The 26,068-nt window shown below is 65.1% G+C and carries 31 protein-coding genes, 1 tRNA gene and 1 pseudogene; 21 read left to right on the top strand and 12 right to left on the bottom strand.

Annotated elements, in window-relative coordinates:
* The 8 genes and pseudogenes from JKG68_RS16105 to JKG68_RS16070 form a co-directional block, all read left to right on the top strand.
* Window positions 1-231 (top strand): annotated as a pseudogene (locus JKG68_RS16105) (adenylate/guanylate cyclase domain-containing protein); the annotation flags it as partial.
* Window positions 232-560: 329 nt separating this feature from the next.
* Complete coding sequence (locus JKG68_RS34265) at window positions 561-1,016, top strand: DUF1194 domain-containing protein (RefSeq protein ID WP_202061393.1); 456 nt, start codon at window positions 561-563, stop codon at window positions 1,014-1,016.
* Complete coding sequence (locus JKG68_RS34260; protein WP_202061391.1) at window positions 997-1,368, top strand: DUF1194 domain-containing protein; 372 nt, start codon at window positions 997-999, stop codon at window positions 1,366-1,368. Before JKG68_RS34265 ends, JKG68_RS34260 begins: the two co-directional genes overlap by 20 nt.
* Before the next feature lie 999 nt (window positions 1,369-2,367).
* Window positions 2,368-3,012 carry a hypothetical protein gene (locus tag JKG68_RS16090; protein ID WP_202061389.1) on the top strand — a complete coding sequence of 215 codons (645 nt, stop codon included), beginning with the start codon at window positions 2,368-2,370 and terminating at the stop codon, window positions 3,010-3,012.
* A gap of 71 nt (window positions 3,013-3,083) precedes the next feature.
* Window positions 3,084-3,437: a hypothetical protein gene (locus tag JKG68_RS33470; protein ID WP_202061388.1), complete on the top strand. Its 354-nt coding sequence runs from the start codon at window positions 3,084-3,086 to the stop codon at window positions 3,435-3,437.
* A complete protein-coding gene (locus JKG68_RS34540; RefSeq protein ID WP_312890821.1) occupies window positions 3,437-5,452 on the top strand; it encodes an AAA family ATPase in 2,016 nt (671 codons plus the stop codon). The genes JKG68_RS33470 and JKG68_RS34540 overlap by 1 nt, the downstream gene beginning before the upstream one ends.
* A 216-nt stretch (window positions 5,453-5,668) precedes the next feature.
* Complete coding sequence (locus JKG68_RS16075; protein WP_202061381.1) at window positions 5,669-5,875, top strand: hypothetical protein; 207 nt, start codon at window positions 5,669-5,671, stop codon at window positions 5,873-5,875.
* Entirely contained in the window at window positions 5,859-6,914 is a 1,056-nt protein-coding gene (locus tag JKG68_RS16070; protein WP_202061380.1) for a tyrosine-type recombinase/integrase, read from the top strand. Before JKG68_RS16075 ends, JKG68_RS16070 begins: the two co-directional genes overlap by 17 nt.
* 69 nt (window positions 6,915-6,983) lie before the next feature.
* Here JKG68_RS16070 and JKG68_RS16065 read toward each other — a convergent pair.
* The 6 genes from JKG68_RS16065 to JKG68_RS16040 all read right to left on the bottom strand — a co-directional run bounded on the left by JKG68_RS16065 (window position 6,984) and on the right by JKG68_RS16040 (window position 12,357).
* A tRNA-Gln gene (locus JKG68_RS16065) sits at window positions 6,984-7,057 on the bottom strand.
* 315 nt (window positions 7,058-7,372) lie between these two features.
* Complete coding sequence (gene ruvX, locus JKG68_RS16060; protein ID WP_202061377.1) at window positions 7,373-7,933, bottom strand: Holliday junction resolvase RuvX; 561 nt, start codon at window positions 7,931-7,933, stop codon at window positions 7,373-7,375.
* A gap of 213 nt (window positions 7,934-8,146) precedes the next feature.
* Window positions 8,147-9,283 (bottom strand): ABC transporter ATP-binding protein, encoded by a 1,137-nt coding sequence (locus JKG68_RS16055; RefSeq protein ID WP_202061375.1) that lies wholly within the window; start codon window positions 9,281-9,283, stop codon window positions 8,147-8,149.
* A 13-nt stretch (window positions 9,284-9,296) separates the two neighbouring features.
* Entirely contained in the window at window positions 9,297-10,121 is an 825-nt protein-coding gene (locus tag JKG68_RS16050; RefSeq protein WP_202061373.1) for a carbohydrate ABC transporter permease, read from the bottom strand.
* Window positions 10,118-11,089, bottom strand: coding sequence for a carbohydrate ABC transporter permease (locus tag JKG68_RS16045; protein WP_202061371.1), 972 nt, complete (start codon window positions 11,087-11,089; stop codon window positions 10,118-10,120). Before JKG68_RS16045 ends, JKG68_RS16050 begins: the two co-directional genes overlap by 4 nt.
* 2 nt (window positions 11,090-11,091) lie before the next feature.
* On the bottom strand, window positions 11,092-12,357 hold the full coding sequence (locus JKG68_RS16040) for an ABC transporter substrate-binding protein (protein ID WP_202061369.1): 1,266 nt from the start codon (window positions 12,355-12,357) through the stop codon (window positions 11,092-11,094).
* A gap of 131 nt (window positions 12,358-12,488) precedes the next feature.
* Here JKG68_RS16040 and JKG68_RS16035 point away from each other — a divergent pair, with 131 nt between their 5' ends.
* The 4 genes from JKG68_RS16035 (at window position 12,489) to JKG68_RS16020 (ending at window position 15,649) form a co-directional block, all read left to right on the top strand.
* Window positions 12,489-13,190 (top strand): metal-dependent hydrolase, encoded by a 702-nt coding sequence (locus tag JKG68_RS16035; protein WP_202061368.1) that lies wholly within the window; start codon window positions 12,489-12,491, stop codon window positions 13,188-13,190.
* 239 nt (window positions 13,191-13,429) lie between these two features.
* Entirely contained in the window at window positions 13,430-13,717 is a 288-nt protein-coding gene (gatC, locus tag JKG68_RS16030) for an Asp-tRNA(Asn)/Glu-tRNA(Gln) amidotransferase subunit GatC (protein ID WP_202061366.1), read from the top strand.
* Between the two features lie 112 nt (window positions 13,718-13,829).
* On the top strand, window positions 13,830-15,344 hold the full coding sequence (gene gatA / locus JKG68_RS16025; protein WP_202061364.1) for an Asp-tRNA(Asn)/Glu-tRNA(Gln) amidotransferase subunit GatA: 1,515 nt from the start codon (window positions 13,830-13,832) through the stop codon (window positions 15,342-15,344).
* A gap of 5 nt (window positions 15,345-15,349) precedes the next feature.
* Entirely contained in the window at window positions 15,350-15,649 is a 300-nt protein-coding gene (locus tag JKG68_RS16020) for a hypothetical protein (RefSeq protein ID WP_376773158.1), read from the top strand.
* Here JKG68_RS16020 and JKG68_RS16015 read toward each other — a convergent pair.
* Both JKG68_RS16015 and JKG68_RS16010 read right to left on the bottom strand, forming a co-directional pair.
* A complete protein-coding gene (locus JKG68_RS16015) occupies window positions 15,639-16,175 on the bottom strand; it encodes a hypothetical protein (RefSeq protein WP_202061360.1) in 537 nt (178 codons plus the stop codon). The genes JKG68_RS16020 and JKG68_RS16015 overlap by 11 nt on opposite strands.
* Window positions 16,176-16,344: 169 nt before the next feature.
* Window positions 16,345-16,653, bottom strand: coding sequence for a hypothetical protein (locus tag JKG68_RS16010; protein WP_202061358.1), 309 nt, complete (start codon window positions 16,651-16,653; stop codon window positions 16,345-16,347).
* 220 nt (window positions 16,654-16,873) lie between these two features.
* Here JKG68_RS16010 and gatB point away from each other — a divergent pair, with 220 nt between their 5' ends.
* The 3 genes from gatB (at window position 16,874) to JKG68_RS15995 (ending at window position 19,553) form a co-directional block, all read left to right on the top strand.
* Complete coding sequence (gatB, locus tag JKG68_RS16005; protein ID WP_202061356.1) at window positions 16,874-18,349, top strand: Asp-tRNA(Asn)/Glu-tRNA(Gln) amidotransferase subunit GatB; 1,476 nt, start codon at window positions 16,874-16,876, stop codon at window positions 18,347-18,349.
* 66 nt (window positions 18,350-18,415) lie between these two features.
* Window positions 18,416-19,072: an SGNH/GDSL hydrolase family protein gene (locus JKG68_RS16000; protein ID WP_202061347.1), complete on the top strand. Its 657-nt coding sequence runs from the start codon at window positions 18,416-18,418 to the stop codon at window positions 19,070-19,072.
* Window positions 19,047-19,553, top strand: coding sequence for a GNAT family N-acetyltransferase (locus JKG68_RS15995; protein WP_202061345.1), 507 nt, complete (start codon window positions 19,047-19,049; stop codon window positions 19,551-19,553). The genes JKG68_RS16000 and JKG68_RS15995 overlap by 26 nt, the downstream gene beginning before the upstream one ends.
* Window positions 19,554-19,570: 17 nt before the next feature.
* Here JKG68_RS15995 and JKG68_RS15990 read toward each other — a convergent pair whose 3' ends face one another.
* Window positions 19,571-20,512: a zinc-dependent alcohol dehydrogenase family protein gene (locus tag JKG68_RS15990; protein ID WP_202061343.1), complete on the bottom strand. Its 942-nt coding sequence runs from the start codon at window positions 20,510-20,512 to the stop codon at window positions 19,571-19,573.
* Between the two features lie 160 nt (window positions 20,513-20,672).
* Between JKG68_RS15990 and JKG68_RS15985 the strand changes: the two genes are divergently transcribed.
* Window positions 20,673-21,305, top strand: coding sequence for a LysE family translocator (locus JKG68_RS15985; RefSeq protein WP_202061341.1), 633 nt, complete (start codon window positions 20,673-20,675; stop codon window positions 21,303-21,305).
* 159 nt (window positions 21,306-21,464) lie between these two features.
* Window positions 21,465-21,650 (top strand): hypothetical protein, encoded by a 186-nt coding sequence (locus JKG68_RS15980; RefSeq protein WP_202061334.1) that lies wholly within the window; start codon window positions 21,465-21,467, stop codon window positions 21,648-21,650.
* Window positions 21,651-21,691: 41 nt separating this feature from the next.
* Here the strand turns inward: JKG68_RS15980 and JKG68_RS15975 are convergent, their stop codons facing one another.
* On the bottom strand, window positions 21,692-22,102 hold the full coding sequence (locus JKG68_RS15975; RefSeq protein WP_202061408.1) for a DUF4345 domain-containing protein: 411 nt from the start codon (window positions 22,100-22,102) through the stop codon (window positions 21,692-21,694).
* Window positions 22,103-22,280: 178 nt separating this feature from the next.
* Here JKG68_RS15975 and JKG68_RS15970 point away from each other — a divergent pair, with 178 nt between their 5' ends.
* Entirely contained in the window at window positions 22,281-22,922 is a 642-nt protein-coding gene (locus JKG68_RS15970; protein WP_202061332.1) for a glutathione S-transferase family protein, read from the top strand.
* Complete coding sequence (locus tag JKG68_RS15965; RefSeq protein WP_202061330.1) at window positions 22,919-23,377, top strand: GNAT family N-acetyltransferase; 459 nt, start codon at window positions 22,919-22,921, stop codon at window positions 23,375-23,377. Before JKG68_RS15970 ends, JKG68_RS15965 begins: the two co-directional genes overlap by 4 nt.
* 193 nt (window positions 23,378-23,570) lie before the next feature.
* Here the strand turns inward: JKG68_RS15965 and JKG68_RS15960 are convergent, their stop codons facing one another.
* A complete protein-coding gene (locus JKG68_RS15960) occupies window positions 23,571-23,822 on the bottom strand; it encodes a hypothetical protein (protein WP_202061328.1) in 252 nt (83 codons plus the stop codon).
* Window positions 23,823-24,024: 202 nt separating this feature from the next.
* Between JKG68_RS15960 and JKG68_RS15955 the strand changes: the two genes are divergently transcribed.
* On the top strand, window positions 24,025-24,732 hold the full coding sequence (locus tag JKG68_RS15955; protein ID WP_202061326.1) for a glutathione S-transferase N-terminal domain-containing protein: 708 nt from the start codon (window positions 24,025-24,027) through the stop codon (window positions 24,730-24,732).
* Between the two features lie 247 nt (window positions 24,733-24,979).
* Here JKG68_RS15955 and JKG68_RS15950 read toward each other — a convergent pair whose 3' ends face one another.
* Window positions 24,980-25,387 carry a DUF2147 domain-containing protein gene (locus JKG68_RS15950; protein ID WP_202061324.1) on the bottom strand — a complete coding sequence of 136 codons (408 nt, stop codon included), beginning with the start codon at window positions 25,385-25,387 and terminating at the stop codon, window positions 24,980-24,982.
* Window positions 25,388-25,555: 168 nt separating this feature from the next.
* Between JKG68_RS15950 and ndk the strand changes: the two genes are divergently transcribed.
* Window positions 25,556-25,978: a nucleoside-diphosphate kinase gene (ndk, locus tag JKG68_RS15945; RefSeq protein WP_202061322.1), complete on the top strand. Its 423-nt coding sequence runs from the start codon at window positions 25,556-25,558 to the stop codon at window positions 25,976-25,978.
* Window positions 25,979-26,068: the final 90 nt, after the last annotated feature.

Genomic DNA, 26,068 nt, shown 5'->3' with positions numbered 1-26,068 from the left:
GACGGGATCTTTGCCCCTCTGGCCCAGGAACGTCTCGCCAAGCCCGACCTGTTAGAGAGGCCTCAACCTGCGCCGGAGAGCTCTGCCGTCGAACTCGCCTTCTGGGATACGGTCAAGGAGAGCGACAACCCGGCGATGTTCCAGGCCTACCTTGAGCAGTTCCCCACAGGGTCCTTCAAGGCTCTGGCAGAGATCCGCTTGGCTGAACTGAACCTAACTAGGGATGGGTAGGCGTCGCCGTTTGCGCTGGGAGTAATGACGCACTGGGCTCGCGGCGATGATCAGGGCCAGATCTTGTTCCTTGTGAGCCGCCGGGCAGCACGCTCTTTGCTGACCTATCCTGCAAGAGGAGATGAGCCGTAGATGATTGTTGTGCTTTGGACAATGTTCCAAGGTCAGCAAATGGCACATCCCGGAAGTACCCCAAATTTCGGCTCAAGCCGCGAACACCGGACGTTCGCGAAGGGCAGGTGATTTCGTGAGTTGTGCCATGGCCGACATTCATTGGCCTCAACTGCATGGCATGACAGCTCCATGGAGCATCCCACGGGGAGGCAGCCGTGCTTGGCCGACATCGCACCTCGTGCTTGGGCATGTCCTTCGTCTGTATCTGTAGTGGCGCTGTCGCCGCATCCGAGACGACACTCGACCTTGCCCTCATACTCGCCGTGGACGTGTCGTCCTCGATGGCGCAGGCCGAGCAGTCGCTTCAGCGCTCGGGCTTCATCGAGGCGTTTCGATCACCGGTGGTCCACAAGACCATCGCAAGGGGAGCACTCGGCCGCATCGCCGTCGCATATGTCGAATGGTCAGGAGTCGATGAGCAGACCGTTCTCGTGCCGTGGACTGTGATCGACGGAACGGACGCGGCGCGGACCTTCGCGTCCCAGCTCGGACACAAGCCGATCCAGCAGGCCGGTATGACCTCGATCTCCGGCGTGATCGACTTCAGCATGAGGCTTTTTTGCGGATCTCGTGGACAGGCCGGCGCGGCAGGTGATCGACATCTCGGGTGACGGTCCGAACAACGATGGTCCTAAGGTCAGGCACGTGCGCGATCATGCCGTGGCCGAGGGCATCACGATCAATAGGCTGACGATCCAGATCCCGGGGATGGTGAGCGGCTGGGAGTTCGGCGACCTGGACCGATACTACGTGGACTGCGTCATCGGAGGAGCCGGCGCGTTCATGATCCCGCTCCGCCGAGCCGACCAGTTCCCGTCCGTCATCAAGACCAAGGTCCTGCGCGAAATCGCCGGACCTGGCCCATCGCCTCTGGTCCTTCCTGCCGGAGCGCAGGCCGACTGCCTCTCAGGCGAGAAGCGCCGCGTGGAAGAGGAGGCGTGGGGAGGCGAGGGAAACCCCTAGGACCGTGAAGGTGTTTTTACCGGACGCCTATGCAGCCTCACGCTGTGCATGCTGGACGGCGTGATCGATGGCGGCACGGAGCTCGTCAAGGCAATTGGGCTGCTCCACGCCCTGGCGCAGTACCCGCAGGTCGTCCGTCGGGATGCCCGTATGCACGGAAATCCGGAACAGGACGGGAGCACTGGGACGTGCGTGTCCGCTTCGTCCGTGTCGGATGCGGTTTGGGTTTGGTCAGTCATCGTCACCTCCATCAAGGGTGCGAAGTTACCGACTCCGAGCCTGCGTCACCACGAAAATGTTCTTGCTTTGTTCGCAAGCTGTGGAATGTGGGGGAAATCTGGCGGAGCAGAGAACCATGTCTCGGTCTCGACGTTCATGGCTGCCGAAGTGGCGAAATCGTCGGACGGAGCCGTGCAAGGTCCATGGACAATCCAGGATCCTTGCTGAGCTTGAAACAGGGGGCCTTAAGCCGAAACAAACGACATATCGTGGGTTGAAGTGGCTTTTTGAGACAAACAGCATGGATGGCTGAGGCTTAAGTCGCTTGCTCCGCGTTCCAGGGAACCTTGACCCCGAGCCACTCGGGCAACCCACCGGGCCGCAGTGGCTTATGAAGGACCGCACCGTCGCTTCCCTGGACCGCCAACCGGGATATCCACCTGCGCGGCGGAAGCGGATGCGGGGCTGGTGTCGGAGACTTGGCACGGAGGGAATGTCATCAAGACCGTGTTCAAGGAGCAGGCACGGGCATGAGCCGCGGCTCGATCGGCCCCGATCTCGAAAGGGGTAGCGGATATCGTGTTGACAACCTTGGCCATGTTTTCTATTTGTTCCAGTCATGACCAAGGCTCCCGCACATCCCGCTGATACCGGATCGCGCTTCAAGCGCACGGTTGGCCCGCGCGGTATCGGAATAGCCTCGATACGCTGACTTCCCGAACCCGCCCCTGATCGGTTCACGCGACGGCCGCCGCCGTCCGCACTGGGACGAGCGTACCCATGCCCATCATCTCCTCTTCCGACATCGTCGGCGACGATGAATCCGACCTGCTGGCCCACATCCGCGAGAGCGCGTCCGCCCTCTTCTTCCATCCGCCCGGAACCGTCCGCTGCCGTGGCGTGCCCCTGTTCCGGAACCAGGCAGCCCGCGACCTCGGCTGCCTGCTTGACCTCGATCCCGACGTGGTGTCCTGGACTTGCCTGCCCACGATCCTTGCCTACGGCACCGGGATGCACGTGCCGGACTTCGCCGTCGAGCGATCCGACGGCACGATCCTCCTCGATGCCGTTTCGCCGGACGCGAAGTCGCCGCCGCCGGACTGGGTGTCCGACGTCGCCCGTGACCTCGGGTATCGCTACGAGGCCGTCAGCGAGTGCGACCTCCATGAGGGCTTCCGGCTCGACAACGCCCGCGACCTCCTGCGCTACGCGAACCACCGCATCTCGCTCGGCGACCGCGTCCGGTTGCTCACGCTCCTCGAGGAGCAGGGACCGATGCCGCTCTCCGTGTGCATGCAGGTGATCCGCGATGGGCGTGACCCGATAGGCGTCATCGCCACCATGGCCCTGCGCCGCTTCGTGGAGATCGATCTCGACGACGCCCGCATCGGCCCCGAGACCCGCGTCTACCGCTCCCACGTCTGAACCGATCCTTCACAGCAACACCGCAAGTCGCCGGCCGTCGTTCGCGAGCCGCATGCGACGGAGCACGCCCAATGACCTTCATCATCGACAAGAACGGCCCGGCACCCGAGCTCGAGTCCGAAATCCACCGCCTGCGTGGCCTCGTGCACGCCCTCGAGGACATCCGCCGGGGCCGGCATCCCGACGAGGCCGCGCTGGCAGCCTGCCCGAAGATCCATTCCTGGCGGGCGGTCCCCCGTCCCGATCCATGCCTGACAGGCGTCATGTTCAACCACCCGACGATCGCCGACGGGCGGACCGGCATCACCACGGGCCCGTGGGTGCTCGCATCCGCCCTCGGCTACGCGCGCACGGTCATCCACTTCTATGCCCTGGGCAGGCCGGACCGCTCCTGCGCGTTCCCGGTCGGCAACCTGCGTACGTGATGGAGAGAGCCATGACCAACGCACGGTTTCCCTCAAACAGGCACAATGAAGTCGCACGCCGCCCCATTGACGTGGGCGAGGCCCTGGCCCGGAATTTGCTCATCCGCACCCTGCGGACGGCCGGCCTGCATCACGTGCTGGGCGGACTGTCCTGTGCCGTCGGCTTCGTGGTTCCCGATCCCGATGATCGGGAGGTGTTCGTCGAAGCCGGAAAGGCCCTGCTGGGTGAGCAGGTCAGGGATGGCTTCGATCCCCGGCGCGCCATGCTCGACCCGGACCACGAGATCATCACGTTCGATCGCAAGGTCAAGTGGTCGCGAAGGGATGCCAGCTTCGTGCGGGACAAGCTGGCGTCGCGGGCGCGGCTCTTCGCCTTCGCTTCCGGCCTGGACGACTTCCCGCCTCTCTTCCGCGCCGCGGCCGACGCGGTCCTGACACCCGGTCCCGTCGACCGCCAGGCCCTCAGGGGAGCCGTCCAAGCGGTCCTCGGGCATCCGCCGGACGAAGCCCTGCTGGATGCCGCCGAGGGTGTGCCGCTCCCCACTGTCGGTGCGATCATCCGTCCTGGCCGGAACCTCCGGCAGACGGTCCGGATCCTCGGATTGGTTCGGACGGGTGACCCGTCCCCGATCGGGAAGGCGAAGGACGGCCCGGACCGGCCGACCCTCGACGACCTGCACGGCCTGGGCGAGGCCGCCGAATGGGGACGGTCGGCGGCCCGGGACTTCGCGGACTACAAGGCCGGGCGGATCACGTGGGCCGACATGGACAAGGGTATCCTGGTCAGCGGTCCCACGGGAACCGGCAAGACGACCTTCGCCCGGGCGCTCGCCAAGTCGTGCGACGTGCCGATCCACGTGCACTCCCTCGCCCGCTGGCAGGCCAGGGGCCTTCTCAACGACCTGCTGAAGGCGATGCGCCGGGCCTTCGACGAGGCCAAGGCCGACGCGCCCTGCATCCTGTTCGTCGACGAGCTCGACTCGTTCGGCGACCGGGAGAGGATCGACGTCAGGCACGAGCAGTACTGCCGCGAGGTCATCAACGGCTTCCTCGAGTGCCTCGACGGCATCGAGGGGCGCGAGGGCGTGGTCGTCGTCGGGGCCACCAACTTGCCGCACAAGATCGATCCCGCGATCATGCGGCCCGGCAGGCTCGACCGGCACGTCGTCATTCCTCTGCCCGACCTTGAGGCGCGCAAGGGCATCCTGCGGCACCACCTCCGCGATGCCCTTCCCGGTGCCGACCTGACCGAGGTCGCGGAGCGTCTGGAGGGCGCGTCCGGGGCCGTGATCGAGCGGGTCGTACGCGACGCCAGACGCATCGCCCGCCGGGAGTGCCGGGAGATGCGGATGCACGACCTCACCGCTGCCCTTCCGCCGAGGCGGCACCTGTCCGACGCCGACTTCCGCCGCGCCTGCATCCACGAGGCGGGACACGCGGTCGTCGGCTGCCTGCTGCTGAAGGAGTCCGGGAAGGCCCCGGTCGAGTCGCGGGTCTTCCGTGCGGCGTCGGCCGACTCCGAGGCCGGGGTGACAAACTTCGAATATGCGACCGACCTGCTGCGCACGCGGCAGGCGTACCTCGCCGAGATCACCGGGATCCTCGCGGGACTGGCTGCCGAGGAGGTCGTGCTCGGGGTCCGCTCAGACAGCGGGGGCGGCTCCCGGGGCGCCGACCTCCAGCGGGCGACCACCTTGGCCGCCGCCATGGAGGTGTCGCTGGGTTTCGGCGCGGACCTGGCCTATCTCGCGTCCCGGGACGAGGAAGAACTGCTCGCCCGGGTACGGACGGACCGCACCCTGCTCCGGACGGTGAACCGGGTGCTGGATGAGGGTCTGGACCGTGCGAGGGAGCTGCTGCGGGCGCACAGGCCCGCGCTGGACGAACTCGCGGATGCGCTCGCAAGACATGGGCATGTGTCCTTCGACGGGATCCTCGGGATTGTCGCGACCGTTCGAGCGGGAATGCCTCCTGTCCTTTCGCCCCGCCGGGGCTGCCGTCATGAGTCCGCGTAATTCCCGGGGATTCATGGCGGGACACGCCCGCATGCCGCTCTCGAATCCCAGCCCTGCGGTGCGTCGATTTGTGTTCCGGAACAAGGTCCGGGCCTGGGCTTATGGTGTACCGGGTTCGGCCTCCGGGCCGGCGATACCTTTGAGTACCGAGCAGCGGTCCCCGCATCGAGGGATTCAAGCCGCAGGCGATCGCCTGCGGCGACGGGAGGATTCGCAATGAATCGCCCCGGCCGTTTTAGGCAGGCCGACGTCGCCCGCGCCGTGAGGGGCGCGACCGCTGCCGGCATGAAGGTGTCCCGCGTCGAGATCGAGGCCGACGGCAGGATCGTTCTCGTCTCGGGCGACCCGGCCCGCCGGGATTCCGACACCGCCGATTCCGCACTGGACACGTGGAGGGCCAAGCGCGATGCGCGTACGACTTAAGGGATTGAACTCGAGGCGGAAGAAGCTGGCTGACGGGACTTGGAAGACGTACTGGTATGCGTGGAAGGGCGGTCCGCCGGTCAAGGGCGAGTACGGCTCCCCCGAGTTCATCGCCTCCTACAACGAGGCGGCGGCGATCAGGCTGGCCCATCCCTCGACCCAGCTCCAGTCCGTCCTCCAGGCCTATCAGGGGAGCGTGCAGTTCAGGAAGCTGGCCCCACGGACGAAACGGGACTACGTGCGGCACATCGAGGCGATCGAGAAGGAGTTCGGCGACTTCCCGCTGAAGGCGATGACGGCCAAACGGACCCGCGGCGTGTTCATGGACTGGCGGGATCGCCTGGCCGAGCGGTCGAGCCGGCAGTCGGATTACGCTTGGACCGTCCTGGCCCGGGTGCTGTCGTGGGCCCTCGACCGCGGAGACATCGATGCGAATCCCTGCGAGAAGGGCGGGCGGTTCTATCACGGCTCTCGGAAGGCTAAGGTGTGGTCCCCGTCCCAAGAGGCCGCGTTCCTCGAAGTCGCCCCCGATGGGCTGCGCCTCGCCTTCCTTATGGCCCTGTGGACGGGACAGCGACAGGGTGACCTTCTGCGGCTCCCCTGGTCAGCGTATGACGGGACGTACATTCGGCTGACGCAGTCGAAGACTGGTGTGGCCGTCGTAATCCCCATCGCCCGTCCCTTGAAGACAGTGTTGGACCGCACTCCGCGACAGGGCGACCTGATCCTTGTGAACGTCGACGGGAATCCATGGACGGAGTCCGGGTTCCGATCGTCCTGGCGGAAGGCGTGCATCAAGGCCGGGGTGACGGGCCGCACCTTTCACGACCTGCGCGGCACCGCTGTGACGCGGCTCGGTAAGGCGGGATGCACAGTGCCAGAGATCGCCACGATCACGGGCCACTCGCTCGAGGACGTGCACGCAATCCTTGACGCGAACTACCTGGACAGGGACACGGCCATGGCCGAGTCAGGCATCCGGAAGCTCGAAAGGGCGCACAGGAAGGGGAGCACAAAGGGGACGAAGATTCCCGACTAAACGCCCGACCGCGGAGGACGTTCATGCTGTGTTCCAGGCGGTAAACGGAAAAAGCGCTGGAAAATCAGTTGGCTGGGGGACAAGGACTCGAACCTTGACTAGCGGAGTCAGAGTCCGCTGTTCTACCATTAAACTATCCCCCATCGAAGCCTTTGTGGTTCTTCGCCTTTTCGGAGAGTTACTCCATCCGAGGGCAAGAATTTTCGACTGGCGTCGCTGGTGGCGCTGAGATAGGCGGCTTTTGGCACCTCGTCAAGCCATGAAATGGGAAACGTTTTCAATCGCCTGTTCCCGTATAGGCAAGCCTCGACGTCAGGCGATTATCGCAACAAAATTGCACGTTCAAAAAGCGAAAAACATCGGCCGAAGGCCCATGCCGGTATTCCCGACGGATCTTCGGCTATGATGCCGGGCTCCTGACCGATTGCGGTTGCCCCCTGTCCCGGCCGCAAGCCGGGCTAATCGTCCAGCGCACCGTCCTCGGGCGTCTTGTCCATGTGGAGGCCGGCCCGAAGGGCTGCCTCGTCCTCTGCGGCCTCCGCGTCGGCGGCCATCCGCTCGTGACGGTCCAGCGCCCCTTGCAGGATGTAGGCGGCGGCCATCTTGTCCACCGCGTCGGCCCGCTTGGCCCGGGATGCGTCCGCGTCGAGGAGGGTGCGGGTCACCACCATGGTGGACATGCGCTCGTCCCAGAACAGGATCGGCAAGGGCAGGAGGGGCTTCAGGTTGCGCACGAAGGCGCGGGTGGCCTGGGAGCGGGGGCCTTCCGTGCCGTCCATGTTGAGGGGCAGGCCGAAGACGAGGCCGCCGACCTCGTAGCGTTCCACCAGCTCCTTGATGCGTCCCACATCCGGGGTGAACTTCACCCGCTTGATGGTTTCGAGCGGCGTTGCGATCCGCCGCTCCACGTCGGACAGGGCAAGCCCGATGGTTTTGGTTCCGAGATCTACGCCCATGAGGCGGGCGCGGGGTGCAAGGCCATCGATGAAAGCGACCAACTCGTCGTCCCTTGAGATCATGGGCTGCCTCCTCATCCGCCTGCCGGGCCATAGGCAGTATAGGGGAAGTCGCCCGGCGTCGAGACTGGAGACCTGTGCGATCCACGCTCCCTCAACCTGGCCGGGAGAGGATTATCCTCAGGCGGGGACGGGGGATCCACGGTGGTGAGCCTCCGAGGGGATTCGCCGCCTCTCCGCCGGCGTTAAGCAGGCATGGTCCGCGCTGAACGGAGATCACGCCGCGCTGCTGGCCAGATCGGGCGAGGACGGCGCCGGGCTGGCCGTTCCGGCACGGGAGGGCAGAGCCTCGCCGGAACGGCGGAACAGGTGGCAGAACTCGCGGGCGAGATCCAGGCTCACGGTGCTGCCCACCTCATGCCGCGCATCGCCCGGCTCGCGGACGGTCAGCCTCCGGCCCTGGCCCGCATCGACGTAGAGGAGGTGGTTCTCGCCCAGCTCCTCCACGAGTTCGACGCGACCTCCCACAGACCCTCGAGGGCTCACCCGCACATGGTCAGGCCTGATGCCGAGGGTGACGGCTTCTCCCGTCTGCACTCCATCCGGAAGGACCGGAACCGAGAGGGTCCCGCCGCTGGGAAGGCTCACCAGCACCTCGTCGGGCCCCACGCCCGCAACCTTGCACTCGATGAAGTTCATCTGCGGCGAGCCGATGAAGCCGGCGACGAACAGGTTGGCCGGGCGGTGGTAGAGATCGAGCGGCGTGCCCACCTGCTCGATGCGGCCCGCGTTGAGAACCACGATCCGGTCGGCGAGCGTCATCGCCTCAACCTGGTCGTGGGTGACGTAGATCATGGTGGCCCGCGTGTCCGTGTGAAGCTTGGCGATCTCGATGCGGGTCTGGACCCGCAGCGCCGCGTCGAGGTTGGAGAGCGGCTCGTCGAAGAGAAACACCTTCGGGTCGCGCACGATGGCGCGGCCGATGGCGACGCGCTGGCGCTGGCCGCCGGAGAGCTGCTTGGGCTTGCGGTCGAGGAGCGCCTCGATCTGCAGCATCCGCGCGGCCTCCCGCACCTTCCGGTCGATCTCGCCTTTCGAGGATTTCGCCAGCTCCAGCCCGAAAGCCATGTTGTCGTAGACGTTCATGTGCGGGTAGAGCGCATAGGACTGGAACACCATGGCGATGCCGCGCCTGGCGGGCGCCAGGTCGTTCACCCGCTCGCCGCCGATGAAGAGATCGCCTGCGGTGATGTCCTCAAGGCCTGCGATGAGGCGCAGCAGCGTTGATTTCCCGCAGCCCGAAGGGCCGACGAAGACGACGAACTCCCCATCGCGTATGCCGAGATCGACCCCATGGATGATCTTCGCCTTGCCGAATGATTTTTGAACGCTTTTGAGAACAACGTCGGCCATGTCGAAAACCCTTTTATCCTTTGACCGCACCTGCCGTGAGGCCCGCCACGATCTTGCGCTGGAACACGAGTACCAGGGCGATGATGGGGAGGGTCACGATGACGGAGGCCGCCATGATCGTGCCCCAGGGCAGCTCATAGGCGGTGCTGCCGCTCATCAGCGCGATGGCGGGCGGCACGGTGCGCTGCTCGTTGGTGAGCGTGAAGGTGAGGGCGAACAGAAACTCGTTCCAGGAGACGATGAAGGCCAGAAGCCCCGTGGTTACCGCAGCCGGCGCCATGAGCGGCAGGAACACGCGCCGCACCACGATCCAGGGCGTCGCCCCGTCCACATAGGCCGCCTCCTCGATCTCCTTGGGCAATTCGCGCATGAAGGTGGTGAGCACCCACACCGTGAAGGGCAGGGTGAGCATGAGGTTGGCCAGGATCAGGCCCGGCAGGGTGTTATAGAGCCCGAGGCTTCGGATCAGCTCGAACATGCCCGACAACACCGCCACCTGCGGAAACATGGAGACGGCCAGGATCGTCATGAGCAGGAGCGAGCGCCCCCTGAACGCGATGCGCCCGAACGCGTAGGCCGCCGTGATGCCCAAGCCAAGCGACACCGCGACCACGGAGCCTGCGACGAGGATCGAGTTGAGGATGTTCCGCCCGAACGGCTGGCGCTCGAACACGGCCGCATAGTTGGAGAAGTCGAGCCGCTGCGGCAGGTAGGCGACCGAGAACAGCTCGGCGCCCGACCGGAAGGACGAGACGATCGCGTAGTAGAACGGAAAGATCGAGAACAGGCCGATGGCGAGCACGAGCAGCCAGAAGCCGATGCGGGCAAGGTGCTTCACCGCGGGTCCTCCCCGAGCCGCACCCGTCCCAGGGCCAGCGTGATGACGATGAGCAGGGCGATGATGAGGAAGATGAGCGTCGAGGCCGCAGAGCCCAGGCCCACCTCCTGGAAGTCCACGAGCTGCTGGCGCGCATAAACGGACATGGAGGCCGTGTCGCGGGAGTTGGCGGTGAGGACGTAGATCAGGTCGAACACCCGCAGGGAGTCGAGCGCGCGGAAGATGACCGCCACGAGAAGCGCCGGCTTGATGAGGGGCAGCGTCACCCGGAAGAACACGCGCACCGGATGCACGCCGTCGACTCTCGCGGCCTCGTAGATGTCGCCCGGCAGCATCTGGAGGGCCGCGAGGATGAGGAGCGCCATGAACGGCGTGGTCTTCCATACGTCGACCATCACCACGGTCCACAGGGCCGTGTCGGGATTGGCCGTCCAGGTGATCGGCGCGGCGATGAGCCCGAGGCGCAGGAGCATGTCGTTGATGACGCCGAACTGATCGTGCAGCATCCAGTTCCACATGCGCGCGGACACCACCGTGGGAATGGCCCATGGAATGAGGATAACGGCGCGCATGAGGCCGCGTCCCGGAAAGGCGGCGTTGAGGATCAGCGCCACGACGATGCCGAGCACCGTCTCGATGGAGACGGAGATGGCGGTGAACCACACCGTGTTCCAGACGGAGTGCCACCAGTCGGGCTCGGTGAGAAGTCCAAGCCACTCGCCGTCGTAATTGGCGAGGTAGTTCTCGAAGCCGATGAAGTCGTAGTCGTCGAGGGAGTTGAGGCTCGCATCGGTGAAGCTGAACCAGATCGTGCGCGCCAGGGGCCAGCCGGCGATGAGCGTGAGAATGACCAGGGTCGGCGCGATGAACAGCCAGGCCGCCCTGATGCGGGAGCGCGTGAGGGAGGACCGGCGGGCCCGCACCAGGCTCGGTGCAGGAACGCCAGTCCCGGCGATGGCGCCGCTCATGGTTACTCCCAGCCGTTGCGCTTGATCCGCTTCAGGTCCCGGTCGAGGCGGTTCAGGGCCTGCGCGGCTTCAGCGCGCTTGGACAGCACCTGGTGCACAGCATTGAAGAACTCGGTCGAGACCTTGTTGTAGTTCTGGCCCGTCACGGTGGCGGGACGCGCCACCGCATTGGTGAACACGTCGACGAGATCGCCGATGAACGGATTGGCCTTGGCGATGTCGGAGTCGCTGTAGAGCGACACGATGGTCGGGTTGAAGGAGCCCTGAACGGCCCGGCGCTTCTGCTCGTCCTCGCCCGTCAGGTACATGACGAGATCCGTCGCGGCATCGGCGTTCTTGGAATACTTGGACACCGCGAGAAGCTGCCCGCCGAGCGTGCCCGCATGGTGGCCGTCAGGACCACCCTTGGGCAAAGGCGCGATGCCGACCTTGCCCTTGATGGTGCTGTCGGCGCCCTGCGCCAGCGCCCAGGCATAGGGCCAGTTGCGCATGAAGACGGCATTCCCGGCCTGGAAGACGCCGCGCGACTCCTCTTCCGTGTAGTTGAGCACGCCTTCCGGCGTGATGGTGCCGACCCAGCCGGCGGCAAGCTTCAGGGCCTCGGCGGCTTTGGGGTTCTCGATGGTGACCTCGCCCTTGTCGTCCACGATGGTGCCGCCGTTGTAGGAGGCCACCCATTCGAGCGCATTGGTCGCAAGTCCCTCATAGGCGCGGCCCTGCCAGACATAGCCCCAGAAGTCGCCCCGGCCCTCCTTGCGCTCGCCCTCCTGGATGAGGCGGGCGGTTTCCGTCAGGTCAGCCCAGGTCTGGGGCACGGGCCGCTTGTATTTGTCGAGGAGGTCCTGGCGGTAATAGAGCAGGCCCGCATCGGCGAACCACGGAACGGCCACCAGCTTGCCGCCGACGCGGCTGGTCTCCGCCATGGCAGGCAGGTGATCGCCGATGCTGCCTTGAGCCTTGGAGGAGAGGTCCAGGAGGTGCTGCGCCAGGGTGCCGGTCGAGACCACGTCGATCTGGAACACGTCGATGTCGCCGGCGCCGGCGGCGAGAAGCTGCTGGAAGAGCGCAAGCCGTTCGGTGGCGGAATTGGGAGTCGAAACGATCTTGACGGTGTTGCCGGTCCGCTGCGCCCAGGCATCCACCCCCTGCTTGCAGATCTCGTACTCCTTGCCGAGGGCGCTGCACGAGATGGACAATTCAACGGCCCAGGCACCTGTCGAGACCAGGAGACCTGCGGCGAAACCGAGACTGGCGAGCGAGCGGGACATGGCTTTCCTCCAGCATGTTTGATCTTTATTGCTTAGCTTCACAAAGCCTTGAGCCAGCGTTTTGTTCCATTGAAACATAGCCGACGGCGGGCTTCGCTACATTTCACCTGCTGAAATCTAAGGGTCCTCTCATGAAAATCACCTGGTTCGGCCATTCCGCCTTCCGGCTCGACTTCGCCGGCAAGGCCGTGCTCATCGACCCCTTCTTCACGGGCAACCCCGCCTTCGAGGGCGACAGGGCGAAGGTCATGGAGGGCGTGTCCCATATCCTTCTCACCCATGGTCATAGCGATCACGTGGGGGACACGATGGATATCGCGAAGGCCGTGGGCGCCAAGGTCGTGACGAATTTCGAACTCTGCATGTACCTGGCCAAGCAGGGTGTCGAAAACTTCGATTCCATGGGCACGGGCGGCACGACGGACCAGGGCGGCTTCAGCGTGACCCTGGTGCGGGCGGACCATTCGTCGGGTCTCGTCGAAATGGATGTCAACTTTCCCATGGGCAGCGCCAACGGCATCGTCGTCAAGGCGCCGGGCGAGCCGACGGTCTACCACATGGGGGACACGGACATTTTCGGCGACATGGCTCTCATCGCCGAGATCCACCAGCCGGACGTGGTGATCGTGCCCATCGGCGACCGGTACACCATGGGCCCGGAGGTCGCCGCGCTCGCGATCCAGCGCTACTTCAGCCGGGCGAAGGCGGTCATTCCCTGCCACTACGGCTCGTTTCCCCCGCTGGTGCCCGACGCGGACCGCTTCGTCGCCGCCATGGACGGCAAGGGGATCCAGGTGGTGGTGCCGCACAAGACCGTGGGCGTGACTGTGTGATCGCCCAGCGCACCACTGTCATTCCGGGGCCGCGCAGCGGAGCCCGGAATCCATAGCCACCACGTCCCAAGCAGGAGCATTGGCGTCGCGCCTCCTTCTGCATCGTCAGCGTCTATGGATCCCGGGCTCGGCCCATGGCCGCCCCGGAATGACAGAGGATCCCCACATCCGCCGTTGCTCCCCGGCGTGACCGGGTGCTATAGCCCGCGGAAGCAGATATCCAAGGGAAATGACCATTCATGTCGGTCGATGAGAAAACGGTCCGCCGCATCGCCCATCTGGCGCGCATTGCCGTGACGGATGCGGAGGTGCCCCATCTCCAGGGCGAGCTCAACGCCATTCTCTCCTTCGTCGAGCAACTCAACGAGGTGAACGTGGACGGCGTGGAGCCCATGACCTCCGTCACCCCCATGACCATGAAGAAGCGCCAGGACGGCATCACCGACGGCGGCTACGCGGACAAGATCGTCCAGAACGCCCCCGCTACGGAAGACAACTTCTTCCTCGTGCCCAAGGTGGTCGAGTAAAGGCCGTCATCCCGGCAGGACGCGCCAGCGGAGCCGGGATCGCCAGAACCAGTTTCAATTTCCAGACGATCCCGGTCAGCTGCAGGGCAGCCGGGATGACCAGGATGCTCCCGTGACCGAACTGACCCATCTCACGATTGCCGAGGCCCGCGACGGCCTGAAGGCCAAGACCTTCTCCGCGAAGGAACTCGCGCAGGCCCATGTGGACGCCATCGAGAAGGCGAGGGCGCTCAACGCCTATGTGCTGGAGACGCCGGAAAAGGCGCTCGCCATGGCGGAGGCCTCGGACGAGAAGCTCGCCAAGGGCGAGGGCCGTGCGCTCGAGGGCATCCCGCTCGGCATCAAGGACCTGTTCTGCACGGAAGGCGTGGTCTCGACCGCGGGCTCCAAGATCCTCGGCAACTTCACCCCTCCTTACGAATCCACCGTCACCCGCAATCTGTGGAACGACGGCGCCGTGATGCTCGGCAAGCTCAACATGGACGAGTTTGCCATGGGCTCGTCCAACGAAACCAGCGCCTTCGGGCCGGTGGTGTCGCCCTGGCGGCGCGAGGGCTCGAATGTGAGCGCCGGCGCCTCCGGCGCCATCGAGGGCACCCATCTGGTTCCCGGAGGCTCGTCCGGCGGCTCTGCGGCGGCTGTCGCGGCCCATCTGTGCCTCGGCGCCACCGCCACCGACACCGGCGGCTCAATCCGCCAGCCGGCGGCCTTCACCGGCACAGTCGGCATCAAGCCCACCTATGGACGCGTCTCGCGCTGGGGCACGGTGGCCTTCGCCTCGTCGCTGGATCAGGCCGGCCCGATCACCCGCACGGTGCGCGACTCGGCCATCATGCTGCGCTCCATGGCGAGCCCCGACCCGAAGGACACCACCTGCGTAGACCTGCCGGTCCCGGATTTCGAGGCGGCGGTCTCCCGCGGCGTGAAAGGCCTCAAGATCGGCATTCCGAAGGAATACCGGATCGACGGCATGTCGCCTGAGATCGAAGGGCTCTGGCACCAGGGCACGGAATGGCTGCGCGCGGCCGGCGCCGAGATCGTCGAGGTCTCGCTGCCGCACACCAAGTACGCGCTGCCCGCCTACTACATCGTGGCGCCTGCCGAGGCGTCCTCGAACCTCGCCCGCTACGACGGCGTGCGCTACGGCCTGCGCGAGAACGGCCGGGACATCGCCGACCTCTACGAGAAGTCCCGCGCCGCAGGCTTCGGCCGCGAGGTCAAGCGCCGCATCATGATCGGCACCTATGTGCTCTCCGCCGGCTACTACGACGCCTATTACGTGCGGGCCCAGAAGCTGCGCACCCTGATCAAGCGGGACTTCGAGGAGGTCTACGCTCAGGGAGTCCAGGCCATCCTGACGCCGGCCACCCCCACGGCTGCCTTCGGAATCGGCGAGAAGGGCTCGGGCGATCCGGTGGAGATGTATCTCAACGACATCTTCACGGTGACCGTGAACATGGCAGGACTTCCGGGCATCGCGGTGCCCGCCGGGCTCGATGCCCAGGGGCTGCCGCTCGGCCTCCAGCTCATCGGCCGCGCCTTCGACGAAGAAACCCTCTTCGCGGCAGGCCAGGTGATCGAGGACGCGGCAGGCCGGATCAAGCTGCCTCAGGCTTGGTGGGCTTGAGGGACGTGGGTCCGACCGTTCCCGTCGTCACCCTGTGGGACTGGCTGCCTGCGGCTTTCGATCCGGTTCTGATCTTCATCGCCGTCTGGCTCGGCTGGAGAGCCGACCAGTTCGGCAAGGTGCTGATCATCGGCCTGATGGCCTTCGGCGTCTCGGTGCTGGTCTCCTGGGCGATCAGCAGCCTAGGCCTGCCCTGGATCGCGCCGGTCAGGTCCGACGCGCTCACGCTCTTCCCCGTTCGCTGGATCGCCGCCATGCTGTGGGCCATCGGCGCCTACACGGCGCGGCGGGTCCTTAGACGCTAGGGCTTTGTGCAGTCCCTGCGCCAGGGGCCGCTGAAGCACCCAGCGCCGACGAGATCTCCGCCAGGGTCGCCTGCTCGGCCTCGCTGACCGCGACGCCTCCGAATCCCAGGAAGCCGCCTTCCTTGCCGGCCTCGGCCGATTTCTGGGCGACGCTCAACAACCATGCCTTGAAGGCCGCAGCCTCTTCGGGCGCCTTCGTGTCGAGAAGGCCGGACACGGCGCGCAACTCGTCGATGGCCTTGCGCTTCACGTCGGCGAACTGGCTTCCCTTGAACTGTGCCTGAAACGAGCTGCGGACGGCGTCCCGCGTTTCCGAATTCGTAATGTCCTCGACGACCGCCTTCACGAGGGGGGCCGTTTGGGCGCTCTGCTTGGCCTCCACGAGGGCCCAGCCGCTGGACATGGATTCCTGCAGCAGGCTCCAGAGCCCGCCGGGATCCGCGGCCGTGATCGCCATGCTGGCCACCACCGGGCTTGCGACGAGGCGGGACCACTCCTCCGGGGTAAAGCTTGCCTTATTGACCATCTCGGCGCTCCTGTTGCGTGGCTTGGGACAGGTGACTTGGGACAGATTGCATCACGCCTAACCGCCACGGTTCGGGTTGGTTCCTCCCCTGCGGCTCCGGGCTGACGCCAAAATGAATGGGCCTGACACGAGGTCAGGCCCATCATGCAGTCTTACGCGAGACGTGAGATTACTGCTGAGCCGGGGCGGCCGGAGCCGGGGTGGTCGGGGCTGCCGGAGCCGTGGTCGAGCCGCCAGCGGCGCCCGAACCCGTCGTGCCGGTGCTCGGTGAAGAGCTCTGCGTCTGGCCGGCGGTGCTGCCGGTCGTGCTCGGCTCGTTGCTGCCGCCATCATAGAAGAGGAAGGCCAGCAGACCGAGAGCGATAACAAGACCGCCGATCACGTAAGCAAGAGTGTTGGAACCACGTCCATCGGTCGTGGAGATGTTGGTCTCACGATTGTAGACGTTGGGTTCGCGATCCATGGGATCCATAGCCATTTTAAAACTCCTTGACCGTTTTACCTCCCGTTCAACGCCGAATGTGCGATGGGGTTTCATTCGAGCGTGGCAATTATTTTCGAAACCTGTGCATAAATTGCGGATCATCTTAGCAATCGCTTAACCAGTCTGAATGTCCGTTCATCCTGAAGGGGGTTGACCCGCTCCGGCGTCGCTCGTACTCCGGGCGGGAAATGCGAGAAATAAAGGCGCGACGCTCATGAACGCTCCGGTCAACCCCAAGAAGCTCATCAAAGGCGCGACAGGCGATTGGGAAATCGTCATCGGCATGGAGATCCATGCCCAGGTGACGAGCCAGGCGAAGCTGTTCTCCGGCGCTTCCACGGCCTTCGGCGGCGACCCCAACAGCCATGTGTCCCTCGTGGACGCGGCCATGCCCGGGATGCTGCCCGTCATCAACGAGGAGTGCGTGCGCCAAGCGATCCGCACGGGCTTGGGGCTGAAGGCCGAGATCAACCTGCGCAGCACCTTCGACCGCAAGAACTACTTCTATCCGGACCTGCCGCAGGGCTATCAGATCAGCCAGTACAAGAGCCCCATCGTGGGCGAGGGCGAGGTCATCGTCGACGTGCCGGAAACGGGCGAGACGATCACCGTGCGCATCGAGCGCCTGCACCTTGAGCAGGACGCCGGCAAGTCGATCCACGACCTGCACCCCACCATGAGCTTCGTGGACCTCAACCGCTCCGGCGTGGCGCTCATGGAGATCGTGTCGAAGCCGGACCTGCGCTCGGCGGACGAAGCACGCGCCTACGTGACCAAGCTGCGCACGATCCTGCGCTATCTCGGCACCTGCGACGGCGACATGGACAAGGGCAACCTGCGCGCCGACGTGAACGTGTCCGTGCGCCGCCCCGGCGACGAGCTCGGCACCCGCTGCGAAATCAAGAACGTCAACTCGATCCGCTTCATCGGCCAGGCGATCGAACACGAGGCGCGGCGCCAGATCGCGATCCTGGAGGATGGCGGCAAGATCGACCAGGAGACGCGCCTCTACGATCCGGGCAAGGGCGAGACCCGCTCCATGCGCTCCAAGGAAGAGGCGCACGATTACCGCTACTTCCCCGATCCGGACCTGCTGCCGCTCGAGTTCGATCAGGCCTATGTGGACGATCTCGCGAAAGGCCTGCCGGAGCTGCCGGACGCCAAGAAGGCCCGCTTCATGGCCGATTACGGCCTCTCGCCCTATGACGCCAGCGTGCTGGTGGCCGAGCGCGCCTCCGCCGACTTCTTCGAAGAGGTGGCGAAGGGCCGCGACGGCAAGGCCGCCGCGAACTGGATCATCAACGAGCTGTTCGGCCGCCTGAACAAGGAGGGCAAGGACATCTCGGCCTCGCCCGTTTCGGCGGCGCAGCTCGGCGCGATCATCGAGCTCATCGGCGAGAACGTGATCTCCGGCAAGATCGCCAAGGACCTGTTCGAGATCGTCTTCACCGAAGGCGGCGACCCGCGCGAGATCGTGGAAAAGCGCGGCATGAAGCAGGTGACCGACACGGGCGCCATCGAGAAGGCCATCGACGAGGTCATCGCCGCCAATCCCGACAAGGTGGAGCAGGCGAAAGCCAAGCCGACTCTGCTCGGCTGGTTCGTCGGCCAGGTGATGAAGCAGACCGGCGGCAAGGCCAACCCGCAATCGGTCAACGAGATCCTCAAAGCCAAGCTCGGGATCGAGTAAGGCCATGGGCCATCCTGGCGGAATGGATATTCCGTTCCGCCGGGGCTTTTGCAGGCGCCTCATTCCGTGACCTCGCAACCCAATCCCTTCGCGCCGCACTGGCTGATCCGCGATATTGTCATCGGCTCGCATCGCGCCGCGGTGGGGCAAGGCGGCCTGCTCTTCGTGGGGGATTCCCTGGTCGAAGGGTTTTACTGGAACCGCATCGGATCGGTCCCGGTGCTGAATGCCGGCTATTCCGGCATCTGGACCGAGGCGCTCGAGCCCAGGGTGCCGCTGCTCCTGAAATCGGCTGAGCCCAGCCTCGCCGTGCTCCTCGTCGGCACCAACGATGCCAAGAAGGATTGCACGGAGGCCTCGCTGGACGCCGCGGCTGGACACTTCGATCGCATCCTCACGCATTTCGACGATGCGGGCGTGCCCCTCGTGGTGCTGACGCCTCCGCCCGTGGAGAAAGCCAAGCGCCTCACGGGCTTCTATTCGGTGGAGGCGATGGCGTCCTTGAGCAGACGCATGGTGGCCATGGCGGATGGGCGCGCCGCCGGCATCGTCGACCTGCAGAAGGGTTTTGCCGGTGGGGACGGCACGGCAAAGGCCGGAATGACGGCGGATGGAATTCATCTGTCGGCGCAGGGCTATCGCCAGATGCGGAACATGCTTGAAACGACAATTGCCGCGGTGAGCGCGGGGAGGGGCCATGACGATCGCGTTGAGAAGAGCTGACGGCCATCCTGCCATTCGCCCCGTTGTCGACAGCGATGGACAGGAGCTCTTTGGGCTCATCGCTCTTTGCTATGCGGATTATGCCGGTTGCTTCGTCGACCCTCATGACGACCTGCCGGACCTACGCGCACCCGGCTCGTCCTATTCTGAGAAAAGCGGCGGCTTCTGGGCCGTCGAGGACGGGCGTGGGCGCGTCTGCGCCTGCGTTGCCGTGGACTTTCCCGAGGAGGGGACGGCGGAGCTGCACAGGCTCTACGTGCGCCCGGATCAGCGCGGACGGGGCTTGGGCTCCGCCCTTGTGCGCCAAGCCGAAGGCCATGCCCGTGCGGCCGGCGCGAGGCGCATGATCCTGTGGTCCGACACACGCTTCATCACGGCGCATCGGCTCTACGAGCGGCTGGGATACGTGCGGCTGCCGGGGCAGCGCGAGCTTGCCGATATTTCCAGGTCGGTGGAGTACCGGTTCGAGAAGAGCCTTTGAGGCACGCGGCCCCGGCCTCAAACCAGGGTGAGGAGCACCTTGCCGCTGCGGTGAGGGCTCGCGTCATGCGCCAGAGCCCGGCGGAATTCCTCGAGCGGGTAACGGGCTTCCACGGTTGTCCTGACGAGACCCGATCGGATATCGCCGAACACCTCCGCCATGGCCTCGCAGAGCTGTTCGCGGCTTGCCGCATGCACCCAGGCGCGCAACCAGAACAGCTGCACCGCCGCACTGCTTTGACGCTGAAGGCCAGGTGGCAGCGGCTCGCCTGACAGAAGGCCGTAGTGAAGGAAAGGGCCGCCCGGCTTCACGGCTGCGGCCAGGGCGGTCCCGCTCGCGCCGCCCACGGCATCGAGCCCCGCATCCAGCAAGGGCAAGGCCGTGCCGTCGAAAACAACCTCCGCGACCGGCTCGTCCTCCAGCAAGGCTCTTGCGCGGGAGGAGCGCACGATGGCCACGGGGCGGGCGCCCGCCGCATGAACCATGCGAACCAGCATGCGCCCGATGGCGGATGCGGCCGCGTTGATCCCGATCGATGCTCCGGGCGCAGGCGCTATGGCGCGCAGCATGAGGCGCGCCGTCAACGGGTTGATGTAAGCGGTTGCCGCTTGATCATCGGTGAGATCGTCAGGCACGGGCACGCACCACCGGCCGGGCGACCCCTTGAACGTCTGCCATCCTCCGGCGGAGCCGAGGGGAAGAACCCTCTGTCCGGCATGAAGGCCATGCACCTCGCGGCCTGTTGCCTCAACGATGCCGACACCTTCGTATCCGGGGATGAAGGGCAGTGCGGTTCGGTGAGGATAGGCTCCGCTGATGGTCAGCCTGTCGGACGGGTTGATGGCGCTCGACAGCATGCGGACCACCACGCCGGATGGTTCCGGCTGAGGCAGGTCGGCAGGCTCGACGGACAGAACCTCCCCGGGAGGGCCGAGACGGTGAGCAACGAGGCGCAGCATGGGCGGAGCTTTTGCCGAACATGAGCGCTCCCGCAAGCGGCCAGCGCGAGTTCACACATATTTCCCTGCGGGTGGAATTCCGATTTGAACAATCGGCCTTGAACGTTCAGGCTGCAGTCGATCTTCATCTCACAGGGACACTGTCCGGACTGGAAGCCCCATGCTTGAAGTAGCGAGCATCCTCGTCGGCATCTTTTTAGCCCAGGCGTCGCCTGGCCCGAACATGATGGCTGTGTTGTCGATCTCTCTCGGCAGCGGCCGTCGGCTCGGCATCGTCACCGCGGCCGGGATCGCCACGGGCGTCTTCATCTGGGCCAGTCTCGCCACTTTGGGGATCGGTGCCGTCCTCAACGCCTTTCCGCAAACGACCACGGCCATGCGCCTCGTCGGCGGCGGCTATCTCCTGTATCTGGGCCTGAAAGCCCTGCGGGCCGCCTTCATGTCCTCCGGCGAGGGGGCTGTTGCGAAACGCGCGGAAGCACGTGCCGCGGCGGCTTACGGTCGTGGGTTCTTCGTTGCGATCACGAACCCGAAGGCTGCCCTGGTGTGGGTGGCGATCTCCATGTATCTCGCATCCTCCGGCCTATCGGCGCCGCACCTCCTGTTCATCGACGTGGTCGCTTCCGTGTCGGCCATGCTGATCTATGGCGCCTACGCCCTGATCTTCTCGACCGGGCTCGCCATGCGCGTCTATGCGCGCTTCTTCCGGGGGATCGAGGCAGGTTTCGGGACCATCTTCGGCGCCATCGGCGCAAAGCTTTTCCTCGACGGCGTCCGCGAGCTGAAAGCCTGAGGTTGGCAAAGTCATCGAGGATATGTTAATCTGTTTCCGTGGCTGATCGGTTCAGCCGCATTGCTATCACCTGCAGCCGAGGGAGGCGTCACATGGCCATGATGTTTGCACCATGCGCATTCGCCGCATTGCTTCCCTCCCTTCTCGCTGCAGGTTCCGATGAAACAGATCACGCTCCCCCTCGTCTGGCTGACCGTCCGCATTGATCTCATTCCCGCCGTGCGGGAGCGCGGACAGAAGCCGCTGAAATCACTTCCCCCGTCCGAGTTGCCCGCTTCACTGCGGGCGCGGCTCGGCCCGCGCTTGCTCAAGGATATCGGCGAAGACGTGAGCGGACGGGATTGATGCCGCGGGAAACAGCCCAGTGGGTATGCGACGCGAGCCGCTCACGGCTCGGCCACCCCATGCTCGTCGGCGTAGAGATTGGCGACCCGGGTCTGCCACAGGCATAGGATCGGCGCGACGACGAGCTCGACCGCCAATCCGCCGACCATGAAGAGCGAGGGCAGGCCGGTCAGCCCAAGGCCGATCAGGCGGCCCAGGCCGCCGATCACGATCAGCAACGTCAGCAGCCGAAACCGGCCCGTGTGGGTTTCGATACCCGGCAAGGTGCTCCAGAAGCCCAGGCCGATGCCGAGCAGAAGGCCGGACATGAAGCGGAAATGGCTCTCCGCCGAGATGCTCACCGCATCGCCCGTAAGCGCCTGCCCGAACAGGACACCGTAGAGCCCGGTGGCAACCGGAATGGTGGCGACGATGGCCACGCTCTGCTGCAGAAGCTTCCGTTCGCGTTCCATGGTGGGCATGACATCTCCTCAGGGACGGGGCCTATATGGGGCATTCGCTCAGGTCCTCATCCTGATGAGGTGGGAATATTGGCGAGCCGGTCGTCAAGCCTGAGATTCTGGTCCTTTTCCAGCGGGAGGCAATCGACTAGGGTCTGCGGCGACAGAATTCTCTTCCAGGGGCTTTCTCATGCCGGCACGTTTCGAACTGAATGGCGTCTTCCTTTCGGGACCGACCTACAAGGTCGGCCTGATGCTGGCCCTGGCCGGTGAGCCCTTCGATTACCTGCACGTGAACCTCATGGAGGGCGAGCACAAGCAGCCGCCTTACCTGTCCAAGCAGCGCTACGGTCAGGTGCCGCTGCTGGTCGACCGGAACAACGGCCGCCATCTCTGCCAATCGGCGGCAATCCTGGAATATCTGGCCGATGCCTTGGGCAGGTTCGGTGGAGCAACCCTCGACGAGCGCCTTCAGGTGCGCGAGTGGCTCTACTGGGATTTCGACCGTCTGGCTCCGGCCATTTATCGCTCGCGCGGCATCCGTCTCGGCTTCATGAAGGGCGGCGAGGAAAGCCTTGAATTCTGTGCCGCGAACGCGGCCTCCGCGCTCAGGACCCTGGACCGGCATTTGGCCGGCAAGGACTGGATTGTCGGAGAAGGCACGACCATCGCCGATATCGATATCTATGGAGTCCTGGTCTATGCAGGCGAGGCGGCGGTCGATCTTGCCCCTTATCTCAACGTCGCCGCATGGCTGAAGCGGGTGGAGGCCCTGCCGGGATTCGAGAGCCCGAAGGGTCTGCTTCCAGCTGCATCGCGCGAGGCCGCATGAGCGATCTCTCGATCCGCGAAGCGCAGGCCGGCGACCTCGAAGCGATCATCCGCCTGCACGAGGAGGACGCTCTCGGCTCCCACGGGGATGCTTGGTCACCCGAGACCCAGCCTGCCTATGAGGCGGCTTTCGCCGCCATCGAGCGCAGTTCCGAGAACAGGTTGTTCGTGGCGGTCGAAGGAGATCAGGTCGTCGGCACGTTCCAGCTGACCTTCATTCCCAACCTCACCGGACGCGGGGCCCTGCGCGTGAAGGTGGAGAGCGTGAAGGTGAGGGCCGCACGGCGCTCGGCCGGCATCGGCGCGCGGATGATGGCGTTTGCCGAAGACCACGCCCGCACCCATGGAGCGGCAATGCTGGAGCTGACCTCCAACAAGACCCGCGCGGACGCCCACCGCTTCTATGAGCGCCTGGGCTTCTCGCGCAGTCACGAGGGTTTCAAGAAGAAGCTTTGAGGCAATCGGTGGTGCAGACACACCACTGTCATCCCGCGCAGGCGGGGATCCATAAACACGATCTTTGAGCGTCAAGCGCGGCGGCAGCCATTTCGCTCGTTCTGAACCGTTAGCGGTTGCGGATCCCGGGCTCCGCCAAAGCGGCCCCGGGATAGCAGGGAAGACCCGCGGGCCGTCGTGCCTACCGGACGTCTCAGGCCTTCGTGCCGCCCTTCAGGCGCTTGTTGCATTCGCTCCAGAACTTCGGCCACTTGGCGTCCTTCGCGAGCGATCCGCCGGCCTTGGCTTCCTTCCACTCGACGCTGCACTTGCTCATGCGCTCGCGGGCGGCGAGCTGGGCCGCGGTCGGCTCCCTCTTCGGCTTCGCCTCGGCGGCGGCCTGAGCGGAGCCGGCCAGGAACAAGGCCACGGCGGCAGCGAGAGCGGAGCTGGCAAGTCGGTTCATCGTCGGATCCCCCCATAGGCGCTTCACGAGGCGCCGCAGGGCATCTCAGACGAAACGTTAAAACATGCAAGGGAGCATGCAGGCACCGGAGGGCTGCCATGCGCTCTTTCCACGGAATTTCATTGCACGCGATGGTGCCACGCCCAATCTTATGTCTTAACGTCCGGCCCCGACCGTATCGTCACCCAAGGAGAGGCATGCCATGGCGGCTTCCACGCAGCACCCGATCGATCTTTATTACTGGCCGACTCCGAACGGATGGAAGATCACCATCATGCTCGAGGAATGCGGGCTGCCTTATGCGATCCACCCGGTGAACATCGGCAAGGGCGACCAGTTCAAGCCGGAGTTCTTGAGCATCTCGCCCAACAACAAGATGCCTGCCATCGTCGACTACGACGGTCCGGACGGCCAGCCGATCTCCGTGTTCGAATCCGGCGCGATCCTGCAATATCTCGGCCGCAAGACAGGCCGCTTCTATCCGCAGGACGAACGCAAGGGGGTCGAGGTCGACCAATGGCTGTTCTGGCAGATGGGCGGCTTCGGCCCCATGCTCGGCCAGACCCACCATTTCCGCATCTATGCGCCCGAGAAGGTGCCTTATGCCATCGACCGCTACACCAACGAGACCAACCGCCTTTATGGCGTGTTGAACAAGCAGCTGGCCGACCGGGAATTCGTGGCAGGCGAGTATTCCATTGCCGACATGGCCATTGCCCCATGGGCGAAGCTCTGGGAGCGCCAGGGCCAGAACATCGAGGATTTCCCGAACGTCAAGCGATGGCTTGCGGCGGTGCTGGAGCGTCCGGCGGTCCAGCGGGGCATTGCGGTGAGTTCCGAGGACCGCAACAAGACCGATCTCACGGACCCGGCGGTGCAAGCCGTGCTGTTCGGCCAGAAGGCGCGGTAGCGTTCCGAGAAAGCGTCATCCCGGACCGTGAAGGATGGTGCGCTATGTCCATCACTCCCTTGCGGGGGAGGGTGGCGAACGAAGTGAGCCGGGAGAGGGGGCGGACCTCGCCTGAGCACGGCCCCTCTCCCGACCTGCTGCGCAGGCCACCCTCTCCTGTCGAAGGGGAGAGGATTACTTGCGCCATTCTCGTCCGGCGATCCCGGGTTCCGCTTCGCAGCCCCGGGATGACGCTCTTCTCTCGTCCTCAGTTCACCTTCGCCCAGGTCTGCGAGCGGCAGATCAGCCCGCCCAGCACGCAGCCGGAGAGCTGCATGGATTTGCCGCCGGCAAAGCTCATCTTGCCGTTATAGGTTTTGCCGTCCTTGTAGTTGTAGAGCTGGCCCGTGAAGCCGTCGGGGGCCGGCTGGATGTTGGAGAGCATCTGAACGCCCACCAGATTGCGGCCCTTCAGCTTGGCGTCCGGGTTGTTCACGTCCTTGGCCTCGCCCTGCACGGAGATGATGGTGCCGCAATAGGCGCCTCCGCAGCGGGCGATGCGGACCCGGGTCTCGCCGGTCTCGCTCAAGTATGTGCCGCTCGGGTCGGCGGGTTGGGCCTGTGCCGGAAGGGTCAGCAGGAGAAGGCCGAAGGCGGCGAGGATGGTTTTGTTCATTGGGAACTCCCATAAGACCGGTCTTCACCGGACCGGTTGGGGGGAAGACTAGGGGAGGCGGTCAAGCTTTCCAAGTGAGGAGGGGCCAAAAGGCGCTTGAGGCACAAGGGGCTCGCCGCTATAAGCGCCCCACTTCACCGTTTTTCTCTTGAATAGAAGCGAACCATCATGGCCATCGAGCGCACTTTCTCCATCATCAAGCCCGACGCGACCGAGCGGAACCTCACCGGCGCCGTCAACGCCGTCATCGAGAAGGCGGGCCTGCGCATCGTGGCGCAGAAGCGCATCCTCATGAGCCGCCGCGAGGCCGAGACGTTCTACGCCGTCCACAAGGAGCGCCCCTTCTTCGGCGAGCTCGTGGACTTCATGATCTCCGCCCCCGTGGTCGTGCAGGTTCTCGAAGGTGAGAACGCCGTTCTGCGCTACCGTGAGATCATGGGCGCCACCAACCCGGAGAGCGCCGCCGAGGGCACGATCCGCAAGCTCTACGCCCGGTCCATCGGCGAGAACTCCGTCCACGGCTCCGACAGCCAGGACAACGCCAAGATCGAGATCGCCCAGTTCTTCTCGGGCAACGAGATCGTCGGCTAACCAGCCCTGTCATCCCCGGCCGCCGCAGGCCGGGAAGGGGACCCGCGATCGAGCGCTGTTGAACGGATTCCCTTCCCCTCCGCTGCGCTC

Origin of the sequence: Microvirga aerilata (assembly GCF_016743775.1) — a bacterium.
In the GTDB taxonomy this organism is placed as follows: Bacteria; Pseudomonadota; Alphaproteobacteria; order Rhizobiales; family Beijerinckiaceae; genus Microvirga; species Microvirga aerilata.
The sequence above is the reverse complement of the archived record's forward strand: the minus strand, read 5'-3'. Positions and strand labels throughout refer to the sequence as shown.